This is a genomic window from Pseudomonas kitaguniensis (assembly GCF_049199985.1).
Lineage (GTDB): Bacteria > Pseudomonadota > Gammaproteobacteria > Pseudomonadales > Pseudomonadaceae > Aquipseudomonas > Aquipseudomonas kitaguniensis.
Genome location: NZ_JBLZPT010000003.1, coordinates 99,371 through 122,019 on the forward strand (window position 1 = coordinate 99,371; position 22,649 = coordinate 122,019).

A 22,649-nucleotide genomic window follows, 5' to 3' on the forward strand; every position below is an offset into this window, starting at 1 on the left:
TGTCTAGTAATGTACTGAGCGGCAGTCGATTAAAGCAGTGGCTTAGATATCAATAATGCCCAAGGAATAAGCTTTCACCACAGCAGCCTTGCGGCTATTAACGCCGAGAATATGGCGAGCCTTATTCAAGTGGAAATTAATATTGGCTTCTGTGCACACGCAAATTCGAGCGATCTCCCAAGAGGTTTTTCCTATGGCGCACCACTTTAAAATTTCTATCGCCTTTTTTGACAGGGGATACAGCTCTGACGTTGTTTTGATGAGCGGGTTCGGTGTGTGCAAGTAAGGCAAATAGCTGCCCAGTGCCAGCTCTTTGATTAACATAAGCTGTGGGAGGGTATCAGAGATATGACGGATCGTTTGGGGAGTGCTCTGGATATTATCCAGGCTCAAGCTGAATGTACCAATTTCTCCGCCAGGACCATGCAAGGGAAGCGTAATGCCGCTGCGAAGTCCGTGAGCACTCGCTTCTTCGAAGAAGTCTTTTTGCTGAACCGTTTGGTAAATGTCTTCGCGCCAGACGATGGGAAATACTTTGGTAAAACTATGCTCTACTACCGGGTCGATGAAAGCGTAACCCGATTCATCATATTTTTTTCTCCACGTCTCATCGTAGTTGGAGTATATGATGGCGGATTCCAAGGGGGCGTTAGCTGTTTTTTTCAGACCGAACAAAAAGTCTGTATAGCCCAGCCTTTGCGTGCAATGGGTTAACTCTTCAAACCATTGCTTTTCAGAATTCGTTTGTAAAATCCCATTAAACTCTTCTAAAGCCAGCAATTTTTATTCCCTCTGAATGTATATCCTGGTCGTCCTAATGCCAGACTTTCATCAACGCTCATCAATGGTGCAGATAAGCGCTTGCTGCTTTTTACGCACCCAAATGGGGCGCGAAGATACGACTGCGAAAAGTGGCTGGGGAATGATAATTATTATTGATTGAGTTTTTTTATTTTTGGCTGCGTCGCAGAAAATAGAGGCTTTAAGGGGGGGATGTCAACCGTTCGTGAAGTCCACCACCTTCTACCGTCAAGGCCTATACATTCCTCATTCGGTCCGGCCCTAAGTTTTCGGTTTGCAGTCTGATTTGTTGTTGTAACATTCAGGATATACACGCGGGGTTTAAAACTTTAAAACAGTTGCCCGTGCCTACTGAATAATATGCTCAGCGCTCAGCAAAACGTTCATTACGATCTGTTTTTAGGGCAATCAATGTATCATTCCGGTTATTTAAGCGGGACGTCGCCTTACGTGTTATAGCGGGCTGGCTCTTTCGAACGCATTGAAAAATCTTTGTTATCGCCTGGCGGGTTGTCGATAGTCCCTTTAGACAGTTGTTTGCGGTGTTGAGGACCCGAGCAGAACCAGGCGGATTGATCAACGCATCTGCGTGCTTACGGGAAGGTTGGCCGTTCGAACCGGCCCTGGGATACCCTCTTTGTGGCGCCCCTGAAGCGCTCTCATAAAAAGCCCCGTACAGATTTCTCTGGCGGGGCTTTTTTGCGCGCGCCCTCAAACACCGGTCGAACCTTGCCCGCGATCCGGGTTCTCAGCAGGTGCGCGATGTATTTATCGCAACCCATGTACCTCGCACGCCGCCATGCAGCGTCTGAGCTAGTAAGCAAAATTTTCCCCCGGAAACAGCCCCTATTGCCTGTCCGTTCCCGGCCACCCCGGACTATCATGCCGATAGCCCTGTCCCTCACTGCAAGGAGCCGCTCGGAACGCCGATGCGCCAAATCTGGAAATCTTTTCGAGCCCTTTATTTCGCCTCCTTGATGATGCTGATCGGCTCCGGCCTGCTCAGTACTTACCTGGCCTTGCGCCTGGCGGCCGACCATGTCGACAGCCTGTGGGTAGGTGCGTTGATGGCGGCCAACTATTTTGGCCTGGTGCTGGGCGGCAAAATCGGGCATCGCCTGATCGCCCGGGTCGGGCATATTCGTGCGTATGCCACCTGCGCCGGGATCGTCGGTGCGGCGGTATTGGGCCATGGCCTGATCAATTGGCTGCCGGCGTGGATCGTGCTGCGGATGATTGTGGGCCTGGGGATGATGTGCCAGTACATGGTCATCGAAAGCTGGCTGAATGAGCAGGCCGATGCCAAGCAGCGTGGCGTGGTGTTCAGCGGCTATATGATCGCGTCGTACCTGGGGTTGGTATTGGGTCAGTTGATCCTGGTGATGCACCCAGAGCTGGGCCTTGAATTGCTGATGCTGGTCGCGCTGTGTTTTGCCCTGTGCCTGGTGCCCGTGGCCATGACGCGGCGCATTCACCCGGCGCCGCTGCACCCGGCGCCGATGGAGCCGCGGTTTTTTATCAAGCGTGTGCCGCAGTCGCTGAGTACCGTGCTGGGTGCGGGGTTGATCGTGGGTTCGTTCTACGGTTTGGCGCCGCTCTATGCGTCTCAGCAAGGCCTGACCACCGAGCAGGTCGGTCTGTTCATGGGTAGCTGTATTTTTGCAGGCTTGCTGGTGCAGTGGCCGTTGGGCTGGTTGTCGGACCGCTATGATCGCGCCTTGCTGATTCGTTGCTTTGCGTTGTGCCTGGCGGTGACGGCGTTGCCGTTGGCCGTGCTGACCAAGGTGCCGCTGGAAGTGTTGTTCGTGGCCGGGTTCTTGTGTTCGCTGGTGCAGTTCTGCCTGTACCCGCTGGCGGTGGCGTTCTCCAACGACCATGTTGAGGGTGATCGCCGGGTGTCGCTGACGGCCATGTTGCTGGTGACGTACGGCGTGGGTGCGAGTATCGGGCCGCTGTTGGCCGGCGTTGCCATGAAGCTGTTTGGCAGCCACATGCTGTATGTGTTTTTCAGCCTGTGCGGGTTGGTGCTGGTGTGGCGTATTCGGCCGAAGGCGGTGACCAACCTGCATCAGGTTGATGATGCGCCGCTGCACCACGTTGCGATGCCCGACAGCATGTCCAGCTCGCCGCTGGTGGTGTGCCTTGACCCGCGCGTGGACGAGGCGATCGTGCAGGAGCAAATGCAGGGTCCAGTCGAACCCGAGCCTGAAGCCGAACCTGAGCCACCGGCCGATGAGCCGCTGTTCGAAGGGCCGCCGGAGCCGCTGGGCCCGGACGAGCATCCGCATGACTTGAGCAGGGCGCGCCCCTGAACGCAAAAACGGGCAGATCCCATCAGGATCCGCCCGTTTTTTTTGCCGCGATTTTAAACGTTAAAAATCGTCGTCTTTGTCGAAACGTCGCGCTTCACGCTGCAACTGGTACACAAACCGCTCTACCTGGCGCTGCACCAAACCACTCATGTTGTGGAAGCGCACGCCGGCGAACGTGATGTTGATACGGTCTTCGAAGTGCAGGTGACGCAGTTCGACAGAGGTGGTCATGCTGCCGAAGGGCAGGGCGGCGATAAACCGGTCGTAGACCTGGCCCAGTTGCAGGCGATCGGAAATGTCGCCTTCAAAGCGCAATTTGCAGCCGGTGGCAGAGATGTCGAGCAGTTTGCCGCTGACCGGTGCCTTGATCTTTTCGCCGCCCATCTCGATGTTGACCAGTTGGGCCAGCTTCAGTGCAGCGCGAAAGGCATTGCGACGCTGATGGTAGACCACTTCATCGGGCAGGCTGCCGGTGTAGACGCGTTGGCCATCTTTTTCTTTGATGGCCAGCTTGCCGTTGCTTTCCCAGGCCACACGCACGCCGTCGTGAAAGCCTTCGATGCGGAACGGTTCGCCATTTTCGAGATGGCGTTCGCCGTCACGCGGGATCATCTCGTCCAGGGTCAGCGTTTTGCTGTCAACGTCCACCAAATAGCTTTGAAAGCGCTGGCTGCGTTCGTGGAACGTGATGATCAGTGGGTCATGGCTTTCTTGCAGCATCCGCAAGGTGCTGGCGATTTCCAGAGGCGTGGTGAGCACCTTGGGTGGCTGCGGGGCATCTTCCGCATTAAGGGCGTTGAACACGGTTCTTCCATCTCCAGACAAAATACGACTACACGCAAGAACCGGCATTTTGCCAGCATGTAGCGCGCTTTGGATAGGGCGCGCTGTAAACCGGTGTCAGGCTTGGCTACGGGTGCTTGGTTTGACCAGCCGCGAGGTGGAACCCTGGGCGTTGTAAAGGGCCGGGGGCTCTCCGCCGTGAAGGATTCGCAACTGGTTGGCGGTCGTGGCTTGCTGCAGCTGGATAGACTGACCGTTGAGCAGGTTGGCTTCCTGGCACTGGGCGAGCAACTGATTGAGTGCGGTGCTTTGCGCCAGCAGCTGGTCGCCGACCGAGGAATGGCTGGCCAGCTGTGCAAGCCCATCGTGATCGGGCGGCAGGCCGAGGCTGACGAGAATCTGGCTGCGCTTTTTGCCATGCTGCTCGAGCAGCACAATCAGCGACTGCTTGTGCGCCAGAATATCTTCCAGCAAGCGCATGTCCCGGCCATGCAGGGCCAGGGACTCTTCTTTCAGCAGCTCGAGCAAATGTTGCGTCGGCGCCAGATCATCAATGATCAGTTGAAGCAAATGTTCGTCGTGGTGCATGGCTGGCCTTGGGTTTTAAGCGTCCAAAAGCCCTGCGCAGGCATTTGCCTAGCGCGTGGCTTCGAAGTTAAGCAGCTTGCTGGCTACACGGTTGCTGTCGACTTTATAGCTGCCATCGGCGATGGCCTGCTTCAACTCGGCCACACGGGCTTTATTGACGACAGGTTGATCGCGCAGCGAGTCAGTGACCTTCTGCAACTGTTGAGCCTCATTGCTCAGGTGAACCGATTCCCCGCTTTGGCTGGCGCTGGCCTGTTCTGCCTTGGCGGCAGGCGCTGGCTGCGACTTGGCTTCTACGCTGTCCTTGGCACCGCTGGTACGCGTATTGCCGGGCAAAGCCGGGGCGTTATTTAAACGACTGAAATCAATGACCATGATAAAAAACCTCTGGGTATTTGGACGCTTGCCATGTTTTCGGCCATACCCGGACAAACTTTAGGCTCGATTGACAATAAACCTGCACGTACGCATCTATGGCGCACAGTGTAGGAAAAGCAGGCGTCCTGCGCCAGTGACTATAACGCTACCTCGACTTGCCCTGGCGCGGTAACTTGCGCCTTGATCACCCGGTTGGAGTTGAGGTTTTTAACCCTGATCTGTTCGCTCATGCCGCCGTTGGACAGCGCTTCCCCCGGCATTTTTACGGTAAGCCCGCCACTGCTGGCGGAAATCACCACCTGGTCGCCCTTACGAATCACTTCGGCCTGTTCCAGGTGGACCAGCGTGATGACTTGATCGGCCACCATTGGTCGGGTCAATCTCTGCCCCACGGCCTGGTCAACCGACGTCAGGTAGCCTTGGTTGATCAGGCTGATATCGCGTTCGCGCAAGCCTATGTCGTCGAAGCCGATGATGCCCAAGCGTTTTAACGGCCGCGTCACCACCACCACGTCGCGGAACAGTTTGACCTGCGCCGGCACAAACACGGTCCACGGCGAGGCGCCCTCGCAGCGCACTTTTACCGTGACCCGACCGATGGGCTGGGCGGGGCTTTCGAGCGAGGCTGTCAATTCTTTGTCGCACAGCGGCATGCGCAAACGCGGGTCCAACTGGTTCACTTGAATCTCATAACGCCCCGGCGTCTGGGTGGTTGCCAGATAATCTTCTACAGTGAACTCAAGAAAGCCTTGAGTGACGCCGATAAGAAGATCAGGCAAGGTGGCGTTATCTGCGCGGGCCGTGATGCCCGAGCCCAAGGCGAGCAACGCCAGCGAGACGCAGAGCAGTCTGCGGAACGTTGGAAGGCGAGGGCGTCGAGAAACTGTCATTTTAAGGTTCATGGCCAACTAAATATCAAAACAACAGCAAAGCTCGTGCCGTTTAGTGGTGGGTACGCGCTTCACTTTAGGTCTAGCCTAAGTTTTAGCGTAGGAGTCATGGCATGGCAGGTGTAATGGATTCAGTAAACCAGCGCACACAGCTGGTGGGGCAGAATCGCCTGGAGTTGTTGCTTTTTCGCCTGGATGGCAAACAGTTATATGGCATCAACGTGTTTAAAGTGCGGGAAGTGCTGCAATGTCCCAAGCTGACGATCATGCCCAAATCCAGCCCCGTGGTGTGTGGCGTGGCGAACATCCGTGGCGCGACCATCCCGATTCTTGACCTGGCCCTGGCCACAAGTTCGGCGGGTTTGCAGGATCGCGAAAACCCGTTCGTGATCATCACGGAGTACAACACCAAGACCCAGGGTTTTCTGGTGCGCTCGGTGGAACGCATCGTCAACATGAACTGGGAAGAGATCCATCCGCCGCCCAAGGGCACCGGGCGTGACCACTACCTCACGGCGGTGACACGGGTGGATAACCAGTTGGTCGAAATTATCGACGTGGAGAAGATCCTCGCCGAAGTCGCGCCCACCTCTGAAACCATCTCGGTAGGCGTGGTGGATGCCGAAACGGCGCACAAGGCGGTATCGCTGCGTGTGCTGACGGTGGATGACTCCTCGGTGGCGCGCAAGCAGGTGACCCGTTGCCTGCAAACCGTTGGCGTCGAAGTGGTGGCGCTTAATGATGGCCGCCAGGCGCTGGATTATTTGCGCAAGCTGGTGGATGAAGGCAAGAAGCCGGAAGATGAGTTCTTGATGATGATCTCTGACATCGAGATGCCGGAAATGGACGGCTACACGCTGACGGCCGAGATACGCAACGATCCACGCATGCAAAAGTTGCACATCATCCTGCATACTTCGTTGTCAGGTGTATTCAATCAGGCGATGGTCAAGAAAGTCGGTGCCGATGACTTCCTGGCCAAATTTCGCCCTGATGACCTGGCATCCCGGGTAGTCGACCGGATCAAGGCAGCAGATCACGGCTAAGGGGAATTCCCCTGGCGGTCACACGATTTAAGAGGCGGTATCATTGTCTACGGGTAATTTGGATTTCGAACAATTCCGGGTCTTCCTGGAAAAAGCCTGTGGCATATTGCTCGGTGAAAACAAGCAGTATCTGGTATCCAGCCGCCTCAACAAACTCATGGAGCAGCAGGGCATCAAGTCCCTGGGCGAGTTGGTGCAGCGCATCCAGAGCCAGCCGCGCAGCGGGCTCAAGGAAATGGTGGTCGATGCCATGACCACCAACGAAACCCTGTGGTTTCGCGATACCTACCCTTTCGAGGTGCTCAAGAGCAAAGTGCTGCCGGAGGCCATCAAGGCCAGCCCGGGCCAGCGTCTGCGTATCTGGTCGGCCGCCTGCTCTTCGGGGCAGGAACCGTACTCGATTTCGATGTCCATCGATGAGTTCGAGCGAACCAACATGGGCCAGTTGAAGGCGGGTGCGCAAATTGTCGCCACTGACTTGTCCGGCACCATGCTGACCAACTGCAAGACCGGCGAGTACGACAGCCTGGCGCTCGGTCGTGGTTTGTCACAGGAGCGCCTTCAGCGTTTCTTCGACCCTAAAGGGGCGGGGCGTTGGGCGGTCAAGGCGCCGATCAAGAGCCGGGTGGAGTTTCGCTCGTTCAACTTGCTCGACAGCTACGCCAGTCTGGGCAAGTTTGACATGGTGTTTTGCCGCAACGTGCTGATCTACTTCTCGGCAGAGGTCAAGAAAGACATCCTGTTGCGTATCCATGGCACGCTCAAGCGCGGTGGTTATTTGTTCCTCGGTGCTTCTGAAGCATTGAACGGGTTGCCGGATCATTACCAGATGGTGCAGTGCAGCCCGGGTATCATTTACCAGGCCAAGTAATAGCACTGAATAAAAACGGGAGGCCCCTTGAAGGCCTCCCGTTTTTTTTGGCGAAACTCTAGCAGCGTGTACTCAGGGCCTTTGTGTCATGCTGATATTGCCCAGCGACAGGCGATGTCGGCCTAGCGGAACGGCATCGTTGAACAGGCCGAGTGTGACGTTGCCGGTCATTGTGGCGACAAACGACCCGCTCCCGGACTGCTGGGTCAGGTTGATGTTCTGAACAGTCGCGCCGATTCGGCTGCCGTTGAGGGTCAGGAAAACCATTGAGCCATCGGCGGGGTCGCCTGCGCTTGCATCAAAGGCGAAATCGTACGTGCGGCCCGCGGTCACCAAAATGGTTCGGGTAATGATGTGGGACTTGGCAAGCTGGCTGTCGGGTACGTCAGCGACTACCCGTCCACCCACAATACGCAACACGCCGCCCGTGTAACTGCCCTGGGCCACCCAGCCCTGGAAAGTACCGTCTTTGAAATCCCACACAACGCCTGGCGTTGGCGGTATGACTATCGGGCGCCGGTTGATGGTCACGGTGGCGTCCGGTGCACTAAGGGAAACCCCGCTACGCCTGATGCTCACCCGCAGCCGCACGCTGTTGCCCTCGTTGGCTTCAACACGTTCTCTGGGTATCTGGGCAATGAGTGAGGGCACGCCTTGGGCAATTGAAAAGCTTTGGTTATGGTCGCCACCCAGAACGTTGCTGATCATGTTGATATTGACAAAGTCCATGGGCAGTAAGGGGAAGCTGCACATGACTTCTGCAGAGTTGCCCGTCAGCAGACTGGTGTTCAGGTTTGGAATGGGCAGTGCCGAGTCTTGTAATGTGAAGCCGAGGGCTGGGACATTCATCGTGGTAAGCCTCTTCCTTGCGAATTAAGGGATGTCCGCCCAATAGGGCATCCGATGCGGCAGGCACCACAACTGTCATAAATACCAGTGCAGACGGACGGTACGACAGCGCGCGGCGTTTTCAGTGACTGCGTCGCCCCGGTTGCCGCCCGGTGTGAAAGCGGCAAGCGTTATTGCCGCTTTAATGGCGCAACGCGGAAAGCGATTGCCGCTTTTCTGGCATTGCCGCCGGCAAACGCCGCGCAACCCCTTGAGTTACGGGCTTTGCTGACATTGGCATGCGCCTTGCTATGATGCTTGTTACGAAAAGCAGGTCAGCCTAAAGGTTTCCGCCATGAGCATCAGCTTCGATAAAGCGCTCGGTATCCACGAACAAGCCTTGGGCTTCCGCGCCCAGCGTGCCGAAGTCCTGGCCAACAACATTGCCAACGCCGACACCCCGAACTACAAGGCTCGGGATTTGGACTTCTCTGCTGTGCTCGCCGCCCAGCAAGACAAGACCAAGAACGGCACCTTCGCCTTGAACATGACCAACAGCCGTCATATCGAAGCGCAAGGCCTGAGCAATGGTGACGAGTCGCTGCTGTATCGCACGCCGATGCAGCCATCGATCGACCAGAACACCGTAGATGCCCAGTTGGAGCAATCGGCCTATGCCGAGAACTCGGTGAACTTCCAGGCCAGCTTTACCCTGCTCAACAGCAAATTCAAAGGGCTGATGTCAGCCCTGCGTGGAGAATAAGCCATGTCCTTAGCCAGTGTTTTTAATATTGCCGGCAGTGGCATGAGCGCGCAGACCACGCGCCTGAACACCGTCGCCAGTAACATCGCCAACGCCGAAACCGTGTCTTCGAGCATTGACCAGACCTACCGCGCACGTCACCCGGTGTTTGCCACCATGTTTCAGGGCGGCCAGAGCGGCGGCAGCGATTCGCTGTTCCAGAGCCAGGACGCCGCAGGCCAGGGCGTGCAAGTACTCGGCGTGGTTGAAGACCAGAGCAATCTGGAAGCGCGCTACGAGCCTAACCACCCCGCTGCGAACGAAAAGGGTTACGTCTACTACCCCAACGTCAACGTGGTCGAGGAAATGGCAGACATGATCTCCGCCAGCCGTTCGTTCCAGACCAACGCGGAAATGATGAACACCGCCAAAACCATGATGCAGAAGGTCCTGACCCTGGGTCAGTGATAAGGGGTGCCAAATAATGGCCATTGTTGATAGCACTTCTACGAACACGGCGGTTCAGGACCTTTTCAACACGAAGGTCAGCACCGCAACAAACAATGTCGCAAGCGTTGCCTCGGCAGCCACCGGCAGCCAGTCGCTGGGCAAAGACGCGTTTCTGCAATTGCTGGTTACCCAGTTGAAAAACCAGAACCCGCTGTCGCCTCAAGACAACGGCGCATTTGTCGCACAACTGGCGCAGTTCAGCAGCCTGGAAGGGATTAACACCCTGAACGACTCGGTGAATTCGATCTCCAGCAACTTCAGCTCGTCGCAAGCGCTGCAAGCGTCGTCGCTGGTGGGGCGTTCGATCATCACCCAAACCGACAAGGCTACGGTCGACACCAGCAAGAGCATGACCGGCTCGGTGGCCGTGACTGCGGCGACGGGCAACGTTTCCGTGAAGATCACCGACGCAACCGGCAGTGTGGTGCGCACCCTCGATTTGGGCGCCCAAAGCGCCGGCGATGTGAGCTTTGTATGGGATGGCAAGAATGACAGTGGTGAGGTCGCGACTCCCGGGACCTACACCTTTGCCGCCACCACCAAGAGTGACGCGGGCGATGCCGTTGCGCTTAGCACCTCATTGCCGGCAACGGTTACTAGCGTGACGCTGAGCAAGACCGGCGGCGAAATGCTGCTGAACCTTGCTGGCGGCATGGGCAGCGTCAAGCTGTCGCAAATTCAGACTATCGGTACATAGAGCCGGCTAACGACGGCAGAAGGAGAGAAACATGTCTTTTAACATCGGCCTTAGCGGCCTCTATGCGGCCAACAAACAACTGGACGTTACCGGCAACAACATTGCCAACGTTGCGACCACTGGCTTTAAGTCGTCCCGTGCGGAGTTCGCCGATATTTACGCGGCGTCCAAGCTGGGCACTGGCCAGAACAGCATCGGCAACGGTGTGAACCTGGCGGCTGTGTCCCAGCAATTCACCCAGGGTGACGTCAATAACAGCGGCGGTACGCTGGACATGGCGATCCAGGGCGGTGGCTTCTTCGTACAGAAGGGCAGCGACGGCTCGCTGGAGTACACCCGTAGCGGCGCGTTCCGCTCCGACAAAGACGGCTACATCACCAACAATACCGGCACCTCGCGCCTGCAAGGCTACGCGGCAGACGACGAAGGCACTATCACCAAGGGCGGCCTGACCGACCTGAAACTGAACTTGTCGAACCTGCCGCCCAAAGCGTCCACTAAAGTGGATTCCAGCAGTAACCTGAACTCTTCGGAGCCGGTGATCGACCAAACGGCCAAGCCGTTTGACCCAACCGACACCAGCACCTTTACCACTCAATACAGCACCACGCTGTATGACAGCCAAGGTAATGCCCACCCGATGGTGCAATACCTGGTGAAAACCGATGCCAACAAGTGGAACGCCTACACCCTGATCGATGGGCGTAACCTGGATGGCAGCGCACCGACCACCACCGGTACGACTGCACCTGTGCCGTCCACGTTGAGTTTTGATGGCTCCGGCAAGCTCACCGGTATAGTCACCGGTACCACCTCGAGCACTACCTTGAACCTTACCGGTTGGGTTCCGGGCACTGTGACCGATGGCGTATGGAAGGCAAACGGCGCGAACGCCAACCCGACCGGTGTTGCTATCAACATGGCCAACATCACCCAGTACAACTCGGCGACCTACCGCAACCCGCCGACTACCGACGGTTACGCCACCGGCCAGATCACCGGCCTTAAAATCGACGGCAACGGTGTACTGTTCGCGACGTTCAGCAACCAGCAAAGCAAGGCTGTCGGCCAGATCTCGCTGGCCAGCTTCAACAACGAGCAGGGCTTGCAACCCGCCGGCAGCACCTCGTGGAGAGAGACCTTCGCCTCGGGCCAGCCGGGTTACGATACCCCGCAATCAGGCACCTTGGGTTCGATCGTGGCCAACTCGCTGGAGAACTCCAACGTCAACCTGACCAACGAGTTGGTGGACCTGATCAAGGCCCAGAGCAACTATCAGGCGAACGCCAAAACCATCTCCACCCAGAGCACCATCATGCAGACCATCATTCAAATGACTTGATGCGCATGGCCTGACGCGTCACAAAACAAGCCCCTCAACCGAGGGGCTTTTTTTTTGCCTGTCATTTGGCCTCAAGACTTTTCCGACTGCCTGCCCGGTTACCAGACGACACGCCTGTACTGGAACCGACCACAACGTTCTTTCCACATATCAAGCACGAGGCATTCGATCCGTCATTACAAGGGGGCACAGTATGTGGAGTTCGTCGGTGTCCAGCCATGGGGCTGGAGGCGTGAATTATGGCGTGGGTGGGGCAGGCCAGTATCGGGGGGGAATCCTTTCAGACGGTAAAAAGGAGGATGTGGATTCTGACAAAACCGCGATTTCCAATCTTCTAAAAGAGCTGACGGACGCCGAGAAAACCTCGAAAAACCAGACCGTTCAAGAGGTGCGTGACAAGCTCAATGCAAAACGAAAAGAGCTGGGGGAGGAGAAGTTCAAAGAGATCCTGGAAGCGCTGAAAAAAGACGCGTCTGAGGGTTTACTCGCGCAACTGAAGCGGATGTTTCCGGACCTGTTTTCAGACGATTCGGCTCCAACCCCCTCTCCAGCACCCTCGCCAGGTGGCGGTGGCGGTGGGGGCGGCGGCGGCGGTGGGGGCAGGGTTAATCCGAGTGATTTTGGCCCCAAAGAGTCGATGAGTAACAAGCCTTTTACCCAAGGGGCTAATCACGCTAACTACACGCCTGACAAGAGTGATCCCGGTAAAAAACCCGGCATGGGCAAGGAGGCCGGCAATATTTGGACGGGTTTCAAACAGGGGCCGGATGGAAACTGCACCACGGTTTCGGCAATCAAGGCCGCCATGATGAAGTTTGGTCAGAAGCCCACCGATGTGTTCAAGGATGTAAAAACAGCAGGTGATGGCTATGACGTGCAGATGCGCGATGGGTTCCAGCTTCATTTGAGCAAGGGCGAATTGCAGGTGGCGGCGCAGCAGGCGCGATTTTTGGGCGATGATCCGGCCATGATGACCGACGCCAACTTCCTGTATGCGGCGAGCGCCAAGCGCGCGCAAATGGAAAACAATGATGGCAGCGCAAGCGCCAGCTTCCTGCAGGCGACGGTTACGTTGAACGACGGCGAGTATGGTCGTGAATCGCTGGAACGCCTGGGGCTTAAAAATCACTACAGGGTCTCCTCCAGCAGCGAGTTGGCAAATGGCGCGTTGGGTGTTGTGGACTTCGGCGGCCATTCAATGGCCGTGGTCGGTGGGCGTTTAGAGCTTTGGGGGAATCGAGGTGGCAGGCCTCAAGAGGGTAATGCTTATGCGCTCATCTAAAGCGTGAGAGCTACTTACCTGTAATCAAAAAAAACCGACAACCCCTGAATGCTCCAAGGTTGTCGGCTTTTTTGAATCACGGGCGATTAAGCCCGCAACGGGCTCAGCTTATTGGCAAGCTTCGCAATCGGGCTCATCAATCGCGCAAGCCTTTGGCACTGGGGCCGGGCCGGCAGGCGCGGCGAGCACCGAATCATCACCGTGGTTACCGCTGGAAACAGCGTTCAGCTTACCGGTGTTGATGGTCGATTTCTCGGTGCTGGTCGCGGCCAGGGCACGGAGGTAGTAAGTGGTTTTCAGGCCACGGTACCACGCCATGCGGTAGGTCACGTCGAGCTTCTTGCCCGAAGCGCCGGCGATGTACAGGTTCAGCGATTGCGCCTGGTCGATCCACTTCTGACGACGGCTGGCAGCGTCAACGATCCACTTGGTGTCCACTTCGAAGGCGGTCGCGTAGAGCTCTTTGAGTTCTTGCGGGATGCGCTCGATCTGTTGCACGGAACCGTCGTAGTACTTCAGGTCGTTGATCATCACCGAGTCCCACAGGCCGCGGGCTTTCAGGTCGCGAACCAGGTACGGGTTGATCACGGTGAATTCGCCCGACAGGTTCGATTTCACATACAGGTTCTGGTAGGTCGGTTCGATCGACTGCGATACGCCGGTGATGTTGGCGATGGTTGCGGTCGGTGCGATGGCCATGATGTTGGAGTTACGAATGCCTTTCTGCACACGGGCACGTACCGGCGCCCAGTCCAGGGATTCGTTGAGGTCAACGTCGATGTACTTCTGGCCACGCTGCTCGATCAGGATCTGTTGCGAGTCCAGCGGCAGAATGCCTTTGGACCACAGCGAACCTTCGAACGTCTGGTAGGCGCCGCGCTCGTCGGCCAGGTCGCAGGAAGCCTGGATCGCGTAGTAGCTGACCGCCTCCATCGACTTGTCGGCGAACTCGACCGCAGCATCCGAACCGTAAGGAATGTGCTGCAGGTACAAAGCATCCTGGAAGCCCATGATGCCCAAGCCAACCGGGCGGTGCTTGAAGTTGGAGTTCTGCGCCTGTGGCACCGAGTAGTAGTTGATGTCGATAACGTTATCGAGCATGCGTACGGCGGTGTTGACGGTGCGTTCCAGCTTGGCGGTGTCCAGCTTGCCGTTGACGATGTGGTTCGGCAGGTTGATCGAGCCCAGGTTGCAAACGGCGATCTCGTCCTTGTTGGTGTTCAAGGTGATCTCGGTGCACAGGTTCGAGCTGTGGACCACGCCCACGTGCTGCTGCGGGCTGCGCAGGTTGCACGGGTCTTTGAAGGTCAACCATGGGTGGCCGGTTTCGAACAGCATCGAGAGCATTTTGCGCCACAGGTCTTTGGCCTGAATGGTCTTGAACAGCTTGATCTTGCCAGGGTACTGGGACAGCGCTTCGTAGTACTCGTAACGCTCTTCGAAGGCCTTGCCGGTCAGGTCGTGCAGGTCCGGCACTTCGGATGGCGAGAACAGGGTCCACTGGCCATCATCGAAGACGCGCTTCATGAACAGGTCAGGGATCCAGTTGGCGGTGTTCATGTCGTGGGTACGACGACGGTCATCACCGGTGTTCTTGCGCAGCTCGATGAACTCTTCAATGTCCATGTGCCAGGTTTCCAGGTAGGCACACACAGCGCCTTTGCGCTTGCCACCCTGGTTCACGGCCACAGCGGTGTCGTTCACGACTTTCAGGAACGGTACAACGCCCTGAGACTTGCCGTTGGTGCCCTTGATGTACGAACCGAGTGCACGCACCGGGGTCCAGTCGTTGCCCAGGCCGCCGGCGAATTTGGACAACATGGCGTTGTCGTGGATCGCGTGGTAGATGCCCGACAGGTCATCCGGCACGGTGGTCAGGTAGCAGCTCGACAACTGCGGGCGCAGGGTGCCGGCGTTGAACAGGGTCGGGGTCGACGACATGTAGTCAAAAGACGACAACAGGTTGTAGAACTCGATGGCACGGTCTTCTTTGTGCTTCTCTTCGATTGCCAGGCCCATGGCCACGCGCATGAAGAACACTTGCGGCAGTTCGAAGCGGATACCGTCCTTGTGGATGAAGTAACGGTCGTACAGGGTTTGCAGGCCCAGGTACGTGAACTGCTGGTCGCGCTCGTGGTTGATTGCCTTGCCGAGTTTTTCCAGGTCAAAGGTGGCCAGGATCGGGTTCAGCAATTCAAATTCGATACCCTTGGCGATGTAGGCAGGCAGAGCCTTGGCGTACAGGTCGGCCATCTCGTGGTGGGTGGCGCTGTCGGCCACGCCGAGGAAGCCCAGGCCTTCGGCACGCAGGGTGTCCATCAACAGGCGCGCAGTCACGAACGAGTAGTTCGGCTCACGTTCAACCAGGGTGCGGGCGGTCATCACCAGGGCGGTGTTAACGTCGGTCAGGGCCACGCCGTCGTAGAGGTTTTTCAGGGTTTCGCGCTGAATCAGCTCACCGTCGACTTCTGCCAGGCCTTCGCAGGCCTCGGTGATGATGGTGTTCAGGCGGCCCAGGTCCAGCGGCGCAAACGTGCCATCGGCGCGGGTGATGCGGATCGACGGGTGAGCGTTGACCGTTTCTTCTGCCGGGGCGTGGGCGGCGCGTTGCTTGGAGCGACCGTCACGGTAGATCACGTAATCGCGCGCCACTTTCTGCTCGCCGGCACGCATCAGGGCCAATTCAACCTGGTCCTGGATTTCTTCGATGTGGATGGTGCCGCCCGATGGCATGCGACGCTTGAACGTTGCCGTGACTTGTTCGGTCAGGCGGGCAACGGTGTCGTGGATGCGCGACGAGGCAGCAGCGGTGCCGCCTTCAACTGCAAGAAACGCTTTGGTGATGGCGACGGTGATTTTGTCATCGGTGTAAGGAACGACAGTGCCGTTACGCTTGATCACGCGCAGTTGGCCAGGTGCGGTGGCGGACAGATCCATATTCGAATCAGCGGCCTGCGGCACGGAGCCCTGCGGGTTCTCGCGAGTTGTGTCGGTTTGCATGGGGGGGTTGTCTCCACGTTCTATATTTGATTGCGAGTGCGAGGTTGTCCCTGCAACACCCGTACCGTTTTCCATGTCGGGTATGGAGAACAGTTGCCATCCGCGTGAGCGATTTGGACTACAAGAAATCTGTTGGTTGCACGCTGCGTTAGCAATAAAGCGCTTGAGTTTCGGGCCACTTGTGTGGTTGGTCGAATGGGTCGAAAACCCCACATGTGGGGTCTGGCGTGCCGCCGAGGTACAAGATAATGCGTTTTTATGGTGTTAGCAACGCAGTAACCTGTGGATAAGGCTGTGAGTAAAATGTGAAAGAAAGCTGCAATACCCGTGTAGGCCACGTCGCGACTGCGTTGAACCGTTTGTCATTAAATATTTCGGGCTTGAAACGCCATCTCAATTTTTGAGGGCGCGAACCCTACCATAAAAAAATGTGATCACCGAATGGATTTCCGCGCTTGTGCCGCAGGGCTGGCCCATGGCTACAATCTGGCTACTCACAGGCGCTGTTATGCCCTCAAAACATTACAAACAGGGTATGACGGTCGAAGATCAGCATGTGCGTCCTGAACCATCTCTAATAACAACGAGGGTCACCCGTGGAGCAAGAAGCCTGGCACCTGTTGATTGTCGAGGACGACGAGCGGCTGGCCGAGTTGACCCGCGACTACCTGCAAAGCAACGGCCTGCACGTGTCCGTGGAAAGCAACGGCGCCCTTGCGGCGGCGCGCATCATCGCTGAACAGCCGGACCTGGTGATTCTCGACCTGATGCTGCCCGGCGAAGACGGCCTGAGCATCTGCCGCACAGTACGCGAGCGTTATGACGGCGTGATCCTGATGTTGACCGCGCGTACCGATGACATGGACCAAGTGATGGGCCTGGACATCGGCGCCGACGACTATGTGTGCAAACCCGTGCGCCCGCGCTTGTTGCTCGCGCGTATCCAGGCCTTGCTACGGCGCAGCGAAACGCCTTTACCGCCTTCCGGCGAACACCAACGCCGCCTGCAATTTGGCCCGTTGCTGGTCGACAATGCGCTGCGCGAAGCCTGGCTGCACGGCGGCGGGATCGAACTGACCAGCGCCGAGTTCGACCTGCTTTGGTTGCTGGTGGCGAATGCCGGGCGCATTTTGTCCCGCGAAGAAATCTTCATCGCCCTGCGCGGCATCGGCTACGACGGCCAGGATCGCTCCATTGATGTGCGCATTTCGCGCATTCGCCCAAAAATCGGTGACGACCCGATTCACCCGCGCTTGATCAAGACCGTCCGCAGCAAAGGCTACTTGTTCGTCCCTGAAGCCGCTGCCGATATGCCGCTGTGAACTCGATCTTCCTGCGTATTTACGGCGGCATGTGCGCCGCGCTGATTCTGGTCGCGCTGTTGGGGGTACTGGCCCTGCACCTGCTCAACGAGGTGCGCAGCGACCAATACCGCGAACGCCTGGCCCACGGCACCTTCGCGCTGATGGGCGACAACTTGCAACCCATGAGCCCCATCGAGCGCCAACGTGCCCTGGCGATGTGGGAGCGTTTGCTCGGCATGCCCTTGGCATTGCGCACGCTGAGCGATGCTCAGCTCGACTTGGGCCAGCGCAGCCGCCTGCAACGCGGCCAAGTGCTGGTTGAGCAGACCGGGCCACATTCGGCGCGCGTGCTGCGCCAAGTCAGCGAGCAGGAGCCGTGGGTGCTCACAGGCGAAGTGCAGCAGATCAGCGAACAACTGGCCCGCGCGACTATTTACTTGTTGGCCGACGAACTGGTGCGTTTTCCGGTCGCCGAGCAAGCGCAAAAGCTTGCCGACATCAAGCAAGCCAAGGGTTTTGGTTTTGACATGCACCTCATGACGCTGGCCCAGGCCGACATGGACGACGACCAGCGCCGCCGTGTAGCGGAAGGCGATACCGTCATGGCCTTGGGCAAGGGCGGCGATTCGATCCGGGTATTTGCTGGCATGGCCGGTACGCCTTGGGTGTTGGAAATCGGCCCGCTGTATCAAATGAACCCGTACCCGCCGCAATGGCTGATTTTGATCGCGCTGATCAGCCTGACCTTGATCGGCCTGATCGTGTATTTGCTGGTGCGCCAACTTGAGCGGCGCCTTAAAGGCCTGGAAGCGGCGGCCACGCGCATTGCCAAAGGCAGCCTGGATGTTCGCGTGCCTGCGCGCGGCGCCGATTCGGTGGGGCGTTTGGCAGCCGCCTTTAATGGCATGGCCGAGCACTTGCAGCAATTATTGGCGATCCAGCGCGAACTGGTGCGCGCGGTTTCCCACGAGCTGCGCACGCCGGTGGCCCGCCTGCGCTTTGGTCTGGAGATGATCGGCGACGCCGCCACCCCGCAGGCACGGGCCAAATATATGCAGGGCATGGACAGCGATATCGAAGATCTCGATGGCCTGGTGGACGAAATGCTCACCTACGCACGTTTGGAGCAGGGCGCGCCGGCGCTGAATTTTCAGCGCGTAGACCTCAGTGCGTTGCTCGACCAAGTGATTGGCGAGTTGTCGCCACTGCGCCCGCACGTCACGGTGACTCGCGGTATATGCCTGTCATCGGCGCATTGGGACGACGCGTGGGTGGATGCCGAGCCGCGCTATTTGCACCGCGCGTTGCAAAACCTGGTGAGCAATGCGATGCGTCACGCCCAAGGCCAGGTGCTGATCAGCTATCAGGTGGGCCAAGTGCGTTGCCGCATCGATGTGGAGGACGACGGCCCCGGCGTGCCGCAAAGCGCCTGGGAACGCATTTTTACCCCGTTCCTGCGCCTGGACGACAGCCGCACCCGTGCATCAGGCGGGCATGGCCTGGGTTTATCGATTGTGCGGCGGATTATCCATTGGCATGGCGGGCGGGCGTTGATCAGCAAAAGCAACAACCTCGGCGGCGCGTGCTTCAGCTTGAGTTGGCCGCGCGATCAGCAAAAAGCATAAAGTCATCGCCCCCACACGCTGAAGCGCGTTTTTGTGGGAGCGGGCTTGCTCGCGATAGCGGCGTATCAGTTGAAAAATACGTGTCTGACACACCGCAATCGCGAGCAAGCCCGCTCCCACAGGTGAGTGCTTTCGGCTTGGTTTGATCAGCGCGGGCTTGTTCGCGATAGCGGTGTATCAGGCGCCAATAGCCACCAGGCTCAACAACTGCTCCCCATTCACCGCAAATTGTGCGGCCAGCTCTGTGCCGGGGCACCACTCGGCAGACAGGTCCGTGAGCAACCGCAGCCGCACATGGCCGCTGTGTGACCACTCCACCACCTCGGCATGCTCAAAGTAGAAGCGCTTCTGCACAATCGGGTAAAGCGCCTTGAACAGGCTTTCCTTGGCCGAAAACGTCAGCGTCACCAGCAAGGCAATCTGCTCGCGCGGCACGCTCGCCATGCGTTGCAGTTCGTCTGTGGTAAGAATTTCCCCGGCCAGGCGCTCCGCCCGTTCCAGCGGCAGCACATTTTCCAGGTCCATTCCCAGCCCGCGCCATTGCGCTTTATGCCCGACAATCGCCGCCGCATGCCCGGTGCTGTGGGTGATGGAGCCACTGATGTGCGCAGGCCACACCGGCGCACGGTCTTCGCCGATGGCCGGTATGCAATTGAGCTGATCCAACTGTTGCAGCGCCGCGCGGGCGCACACGCGGCCCGCCAGGAACTCGGCCTGACGCTTGGCCACCGAGCGCTGGATGCTGGCCGGTGGCGGCACGGCGCTGCGCTGAAAGTCATCGGCGACCAGTAAGGCCGGGTCGAATCGAGTGCTCACAAACACCGTGCCAGGTAGCGGGACGGGCAGTGGCCAACGGGTATCGAGTGGGGTGCAGCAAGCGGGTAGAGGCGTCATGCGCGGTATTTTGCCGAGTTGGCGTGCCGCTGGATAGCCCATTACGGTTCAGGTGCGGTTCAGAGCCCGTTCAGGGGGAGTTCAGGGGCATCTGCGTAGTCTGGCTGCAACCGGCAAAGGCACAGAGGTAAGCACCATGACTGCGATCAAAAAGCTGATGTTGGCGTTAACCATGCTCAGCGCCACGGCGGGCGTGCAGGCTTCGGACGCCACGTTTTCGGGCTTTGGCAGCGAGAGAAGCAAAAAAACCAGCACCCTGATCCAGCGTGTCAGCTTCGAAGATGCGGGCAGTCAAGCCGCGCCGTGGGGGCAGTCCCTGGGGCAAACCAGCCCACAACCAGACTACCGCACCGGCTACGAACACCTGACGGGCCAATACAATGGCATTAAACTGCGCCCGCAAGACTTGCAGGGCCGCTATGATACCCCTCAGTCGGACAGTTGAATTGCCTTGGAGAGCCTTATGAAATTGCTGGTGGTGGAAGATGAGGCGCTGTTGCGTCATCACCTGTTGACCCGCCTTACCGACAGTGGGCACGTGGTCGAAGCCGTGGCCAATGCCGAGGAAGCCTTGTACCAGACCGGGCAATTCAACCACGACCTCGCCATCATCGACTTGGGCTTGCCCGGCATGGGCGGCCTGGACCTGATCCGGCAACTGCGCGCCCAGGCCAAGACCTTTCCGATTCTGATCCTTACCGCGCGCGGCAACTGGCAGGACAAGGTCGAAGGCCTGGCCGCCGGTGCCGACGACTACGTGGTCAAGCCATTCCAGTTCGAAGAACTGGAAGCGCGGATGAACGCCCTGCTGCGCCGCTCCAGCGGTTTCACCCAGTCGACCATCGTCGCCGGGCCGTTGCTGCTGGACCTCAACCGCAAGCAAGCGTCGCTGGATGAGCAGCCGTTGGCGCTGACCGCTTACGAGTACCGAATTCTCGAGTATTTAATGCGCCACCATCAACAGGTGGTCGCCAAGGACCGCTTGATGGAGCAGCTCTACCCCGATGACGACGAGCGTGACCCGAACGTCATTGAAGTGCTGGTCGGTCGCCTGCGCCGCAAGCTGGAAGGCCCGGCCGGGTTCAAGCCGATCGACACCGTGCGCGGCTTGGGTTACCTGTTCAATGAGCGCTGCCGTTGATTCGCTCGTTACGTGTGCGCTTGATGCTCGCGGCTGCCACCTTGGCCGTGCTGTTTATGCTGGGCTTGCTGCCCGCCATGCAAGGTGCGTTCAGCCTGGCGCTGCAGGATTCCATCGAGCAGCGCCTGGCGTCAGACGTGACCACCCTGATTTCTGCCGCGCGGGTTGAAAACAACCGCCTGGTGATGCCGGCGCAGTTGCCCGACGAACGCTTCAACCTCGCCGATAGCCGGCTGCTCGGCTACATCTACGACCGTGAAGGCCATCTGGTATGGCGTTCGCGCGCGACCCGCGAAGAGAACATCAACTACAAACCGCGCTACGACGGACGCGGCAACGAGTTCGCACGCATTCGCGAGGCCAGCGGCCAGGAGTTCTTCGCCTATGACGTAGAGGTCAAGCTGCTGGGCGGCAAGAGCGCGGCGTTCAGTATCGTCGCCCTGCAACCGGTGCGCGAATACCTGACGACCCTCGAAGGCCTGCGCGAAAACCTCTACCTGGGGTTCGGCGCCGCCTTGCTCGTGTTGTTGACGCTGTTGTGGCTGGGTTTGACCTGGGGCCTGCAAGCCCTGCGACGCTTGAGCCAGGAGCTTGACCAAATCGAAGGCGGCACCCGCGAAAGCCTTACCGAAGAACACCCTCGTGAACTGTTGCGGCTTACCGGTTCCCTCAACCGCCTGTTGCACAGCGAGCGCGAGCAACGCGCGCGCTACCGAGACTCCCTCGACGACTTGGCCCACAGCCTGAAAACTCCGCTGGCGGTGTTGCAGGGCGTGAGCGAAGACATGGCCCAGCGCCCGCAAGAGCGCAGCCAAGCCTGGGTGTTGCAGTCGCAGATCGAACGCATGAGCCAGCAGATCGGTTACCAGTTGCAGCGCGCCAGCTTGCGCAAAAGCGGCCTGGTGCGCCACCAGGTGCGTCTGGAGCCCGTGCTGCAAAGCCTGTGCGACACGCTGGACAAGGTCTACCGCGACAAGCGCGTGACCATCAACGTCGAGCTGCCGCCGGAGTGTTATGTGCCCATCGAGAAGGGCGCCTTGCTGGAAATGCTCGGCAACTTGCTCGAAAACGCCTACCGCCTGTGCTTGAGCGAAGTGCGCATCAGCGTGGTGGAAGACCTCGAAGGCACGGATTTGTATATCGAGGATGACGGCCCTGGCGTGCCGCCTGACCAGCGCGCCCGGATTCTGCAACGCGGCGAGCGACTGGACCGCCAGCATCCGGGGCAGGGGATTGGTTTGGCGGTGGTCAAAGACATCATCGAAAGCTACGGCGCAACGTTGACCCTCGGCGATTCGCCGTTGGGTGGCGCTGCGTTCAAGATTCACTTCCCCGCCGCCTGACCGCATTCTTTTTGTGGCGAGCGGGCTCGCCACAACAACCCCACTGCCACAAGTCAGCTACCGGCGCAGACCCTGTGGGAATACGCTATAAAATAGTAAGCCGCGCCCCAGAGCCTTCTTTAAGGCGGATATCCGCCAAATTATTGGACACGATCGGTTCGCCTGGCGGAATTCCGCCACTTTGTTATGTGCGATCAAGCGGCCTTGGAAGCCTCTAGCCCTGATGTCTAAAGGCCTTCAGCCATTTTCAGTGAAGTGGCACGGCGTTTGCG

Annotated in this window: 21 protein-coding genes; 13 read left to right on the forward strand and 8 right to left on the reverse strand. The window is 58.3% G+C overall.

Going from position 1 to position 22,649, the window contains the following annotated elements:
* Window positions 1-42: 42 nt before the first annotated feature.
* On the reverse strand, window positions 43-780 hold the full coding sequence (locus tag ACOZK9_RS05885; protein ID WP_058414105.1) for a helix-turn-helix transcriptional regulator: 738 nt from the start codon (window positions 778-780) through the stop codon (window positions 43-45).
* Between the two features lie 950 nt (window positions 781-1,730).
* Between ACOZK9_RS05885 and ACOZK9_RS05890 the strand changes: the two genes are divergently transcribed.
* A complete protein-coding gene (locus ACOZK9_RS05890; RefSeq protein ID WP_058414104.1) occupies window positions 1,731-3,113 on the forward strand; it encodes an MFS transporter in 1,383 nt (460 codons plus the stop codon).
* A 60-nt stretch (window positions 3,114-3,173) separates the two neighbouring features.
* Here ACOZK9_RS05890 and ACOZK9_RS05895 read toward each other — a convergent pair whose 3' ends face one another.
* The 4 genes from ACOZK9_RS05895 to flgA all read right to left on the reverse strand — a co-directional run bounded on the left by ACOZK9_RS05895 (window position 3,174) and on the right by flgA (window position 5,764).
* Entirely contained in the window at window positions 3,174-3,917 is a 744-nt protein-coding gene (locus ACOZK9_RS05895) for a flagellar regulator YcgR PilZN domain-containing protein (RefSeq protein WP_172979898.1), read from the reverse strand.
* A gap of 96 nt (window positions 3,918-4,013) precedes the next feature.
* Window positions 4,014-4,484: a flagella synthesis protein FlgN gene (locus tag ACOZK9_RS05900; RefSeq protein ID WP_152746631.1), complete on the reverse strand. Its 471-nt coding sequence runs from the start codon at window positions 4,482-4,484 to the stop codon at window positions 4,014-4,016.
* Between the two features lie 48 nt (window positions 4,485-4,532).
* On the reverse strand, window positions 4,533-4,859 hold the full coding sequence (gene flgM / locus ACOZK9_RS05905) for a flagellar biosynthesis anti-sigma factor FlgM (RefSeq protein ID WP_058414101.1): 327 nt from the start codon (window positions 4,857-4,859) through the stop codon (window positions 4,533-4,535).
* A 140-nt stretch (window positions 4,860-4,999) separates the two neighbouring features.
* Entirely contained in the window at window positions 5,000-5,764 is a 765-nt protein-coding gene (gene flgA / locus ACOZK9_RS05910; RefSeq protein WP_058414100.1) for a flagellar basal body P-ring formation chaperone FlgA, read from the reverse strand.
* Window positions 5,765-5,865: 101 nt separating this feature from the next.
* Between flgA and ACOZK9_RS05915 the strand changes: the two genes are divergently transcribed.
* Window positions 5,866-6,798: a chemotaxis protein CheV gene (locus tag ACOZK9_RS05915; protein WP_058414099.1), complete on the forward strand. Its 933-nt coding sequence runs from the start codon at window positions 5,866-5,868 to the stop codon at window positions 6,796-6,798.
* A 43-nt stretch (window positions 6,799-6,841) separates the two neighbouring features.
* Entirely contained in the window at window positions 6,842-7,669 is an 828-nt protein-coding gene (cheR, locus tag ACOZK9_RS05920; RefSeq protein ID WP_058414098.1) for a protein-glutamate O-methyltransferase CheR, read from the forward strand.
* A gap of 72 nt (window positions 7,670-7,741) precedes the next feature.
* Here the strand turns inward: cheR and ACOZK9_RS05925 are convergent, their stop codons facing one another.
* The gene (locus ACOZK9_RS05925) at window positions 7,742-8,518 is read right to left on the reverse strand and encodes a carbohydrate binding domain-containing protein (protein ID WP_421555441.1); all 777 of its coding nucleotides are present in this window, start codon (window positions 8,516-8,518) and stop codon (window positions 7,742-7,744) included.
* Between the two features lie 334 nt (window positions 8,519-8,852).
* Here ACOZK9_RS05925 and flgB point away from each other — a divergent pair, with 334 nt between their 5' ends.
* From flgB to ACOZK9_RS05950, 5 genes are all read left to right on the forward strand, one after another.
* On the forward strand, window positions 8,853-9,260 hold the full coding sequence (gene flgB, locus ACOZK9_RS05930; RefSeq protein WP_010208346.1) for a flagellar basal body rod protein FlgB: 408 nt from the start codon (window positions 8,853-8,855) through the stop codon (window positions 9,258-9,260).
* 3 nt (window positions 9,261-9,263) lie between these two features.
* Entirely contained in the window at window positions 9,264-9,707 is a 444-nt protein-coding gene (gene flgC / locus ACOZK9_RS05935) for a flagellar basal body rod protein FlgC (RefSeq protein WP_058414097.1), read from the forward strand.
* A gap of 16 nt (window positions 9,708-9,723) precedes the next feature.
* Window positions 9,724-10,446, forward strand: a complete 723-nt coding sequence (gene flgD / locus ACOZK9_RS05940) for a flagellar hook assembly protein FlgD (RefSeq protein WP_058414096.1) — start codon at window positions 9,724-9,726, stop codon at window positions 10,444-10,446.
* Between the two features lie 31 nt (window positions 10,447-10,477).
* Window positions 10,478-11,788, forward strand: coding sequence for a flagellar hook protein FlgE (gene flgE / locus ACOZK9_RS05945; protein WP_058414095.1), 1,311 nt, complete (start codon window positions 10,478-10,480; stop codon window positions 11,786-11,788).
* A 193-nt stretch (window positions 11,789-11,981) separates the two neighbouring features.
* Window positions 11,982-13,070 (forward strand): hypothetical protein, encoded by a 1,089-nt coding sequence (locus tag ACOZK9_RS05950; RefSeq protein WP_421555442.1) that lies wholly within the window; start codon window positions 11,982-11,984, stop codon window positions 13,068-13,070.
* Between the two features lie 108 nt (window positions 13,071-13,178).
* On the opposite strand, the gene ACOZK9_RS05955 is transcribed toward ACOZK9_RS05950, so the two are convergent.
* Window positions 13,179-16,070 (reverse strand): ribonucleoside-diphosphate reductase subunit alpha, encoded by a 2,892-nt coding sequence (locus ACOZK9_RS05955; RefSeq protein WP_122251036.1) that lies wholly within the window; start codon window positions 16,068-16,070, stop codon window positions 13,179-13,181.
* A 596-nt stretch (window positions 16,071-16,666) separates the two neighbouring features.
* Here ACOZK9_RS05955 and ACOZK9_RS05960 point away from each other — a divergent pair.
* Both ACOZK9_RS05960 and ACOZK9_RS05965 read left to right on the forward strand, forming a co-directional pair.
* Window positions 16,667-17,392, forward strand: a complete 726-nt coding sequence (locus ACOZK9_RS05960) for a response regulator (RefSeq protein WP_421555443.1) — start codon at window positions 16,667-16,669, stop codon at window positions 17,390-17,392.
* Window positions 17,389-18,999 (forward strand): ATP-binding protein, encoded by a 1,611-nt coding sequence (locus ACOZK9_RS05965; protein ID WP_421555444.1) that lies wholly within the window; start codon window positions 17,389-17,391, stop codon window positions 18,997-18,999. Before ACOZK9_RS05960 ends, ACOZK9_RS05965 begins: the two co-directional genes overlap by 4 nt.
* Window positions 19,000-19,176: 177 nt before the next feature.
* On the opposite strand, the gene ACOZK9_RS05970 is transcribed toward ACOZK9_RS05965, so the two are convergent.
* Window positions 19,177-19,893, reverse strand: a complete 717-nt coding sequence (locus ACOZK9_RS05970) for a 4'-phosphopantetheinyl transferase family protein (RefSeq protein WP_152749546.1) — start codon at window positions 19,891-19,893, stop codon at window positions 19,177-19,179.
* A 136-nt stretch (window positions 19,894-20,029) separates the two neighbouring features.
* Between ACOZK9_RS05970 and ACOZK9_RS05975 the strand changes: the two genes are divergently transcribed.
* From ACOZK9_RS05975 to ACOZK9_RS05985, 3 genes are read left to right on the forward strand one after another with little or no spacing between them, the layout of a single operon-like run.
* Entirely contained in the window at window positions 20,030-20,338 is a 309-nt protein-coding gene (locus ACOZK9_RS05975; RefSeq protein WP_122251034.1) for a hypothetical protein, read from the forward strand.
* Between the two features lie 18 nt (window positions 20,339-20,356).
* Window positions 20,357-21,034, forward strand: coding sequence for a response regulator transcription factor (locus ACOZK9_RS05980; protein ID WP_003214228.1), 678 nt, complete (start codon window positions 20,357-20,359; stop codon window positions 21,032-21,034).
* The gene (locus ACOZK9_RS05985) at window positions 21,031-22,377 is read left to right on the forward strand and encodes an ATP-binding protein (protein WP_058414090.1); all 1,347 of its coding nucleotides are present in this window, start codon (window positions 21,031-21,033) and stop codon (window positions 22,375-22,377) included. The genes ACOZK9_RS05980 and ACOZK9_RS05985 overlap by 4 nt, the downstream gene beginning before the upstream one ends.
* The last annotated feature ends 272 nt before the right edge of the window (window positions 22,378-22,649 follow it).

Excerpts from the sequence above, each read along its gene's own strand:
- ACOZK9_RS05890 (WP_058414104.1), top strand. The coding sequence starts at position 1,731 with ATGCGCCAAATCTGGAAATCTTTTCGAGCCCTTTATTTCGCCTCCTTG.
- ACOZK9_RS05900 (WP_152746631.1), bottom strand. The coding sequence starts at position 4,484 with ATGCACCACGACGAACATTTGCTTCAACTGATCATTGATGATCTGGCG.
- flgM (WP_058414101.1), bottom strand. The coding sequence starts at position 4,859 with ATGGTCATTGATTTCAGTCGTTTAAATAACGCCCCGGCTTTGCCCGGC.
- flgA (WP_058414100.1), bottom strand. The coding sequence starts at position 5,764 with ATGAACCTTAAAATGACAGTTTCTCGACGCCCTCGCCTTCCAACGTTC.
- ACOZK9_RS05915 (WP_058414099.1), top strand. The coding sequence starts at position 5,866 with ATGGCAGGTGTAATGGATTCAGTAAACCAGCGCACACAGCTGGTGGGG.
- ACOZK9_RS05925 (WP_421555441.1), bottom strand. The coding sequence starts at position 8,518 with ATGAATGTCCCAGCCCTCGGCTTCACATTACAAGACTCGGCACTGCCC.
- flgB (WP_010208346.1), top strand. The coding sequence starts at position 8,853 with ATGAGCATCAGCTTCGATAAAGCGCTCGGTATCCACGAACAAGCCTTG.
- flgC (WP_058414097.1), top strand. The coding sequence starts at position 9,264 with ATGTCCTTAGCCAGTGTTTTTAATATTGCCGGCAGTGGCATGAGCGCG.
- flgD (WP_058414096.1), top strand. The coding sequence starts at position 9,724 with ATGGCCATTGTTGATAGCACTTCTACGAACACGGCGGTTCAGGACCTT.
- flgE (WP_058414095.1), top strand. The coding sequence starts at position 10,478 with ATGTCTTTTAACATCGGCCTTAGCGGCCTCTATGCGGCCAACAAACAA.
- ACOZK9_RS05950 (WP_421555442.1), top strand. The coding sequence starts at position 11,982 with ATGTGGAGTTCGTCGGTGTCCAGCCATGGGGCTGGAGGCGTGAATTAT.
- ACOZK9_RS05955 (WP_122251036.1), bottom strand. The coding sequence starts at position 16,070 with ATGCAAACCGACACAACTCGCGAGAACCCGCAGGGCTCCGTGCCGCAG.
- ACOZK9_RS05970 (WP_152749546.1), bottom strand. The coding sequence starts at position 19,893 with ATGACGCCTCTACCCGCTTGCTGCACCCCACTCGATACCCGTTGGCCA.
- ACOZK9_RS05975 (WP_122251034.1), top strand. The coding sequence starts at position 20,030 with ATGACTGCGATCAAAAAGCTGATGTTGGCGTTAACCATGCTCAGCGCC.
- ACOZK9_RS05980 (WP_003214228.1), top strand. The coding sequence starts at position 20,357 with ATGAAATTGCTGGTGGTGGAAGATGAGGCGCTGTTGCGTCATCACCTG.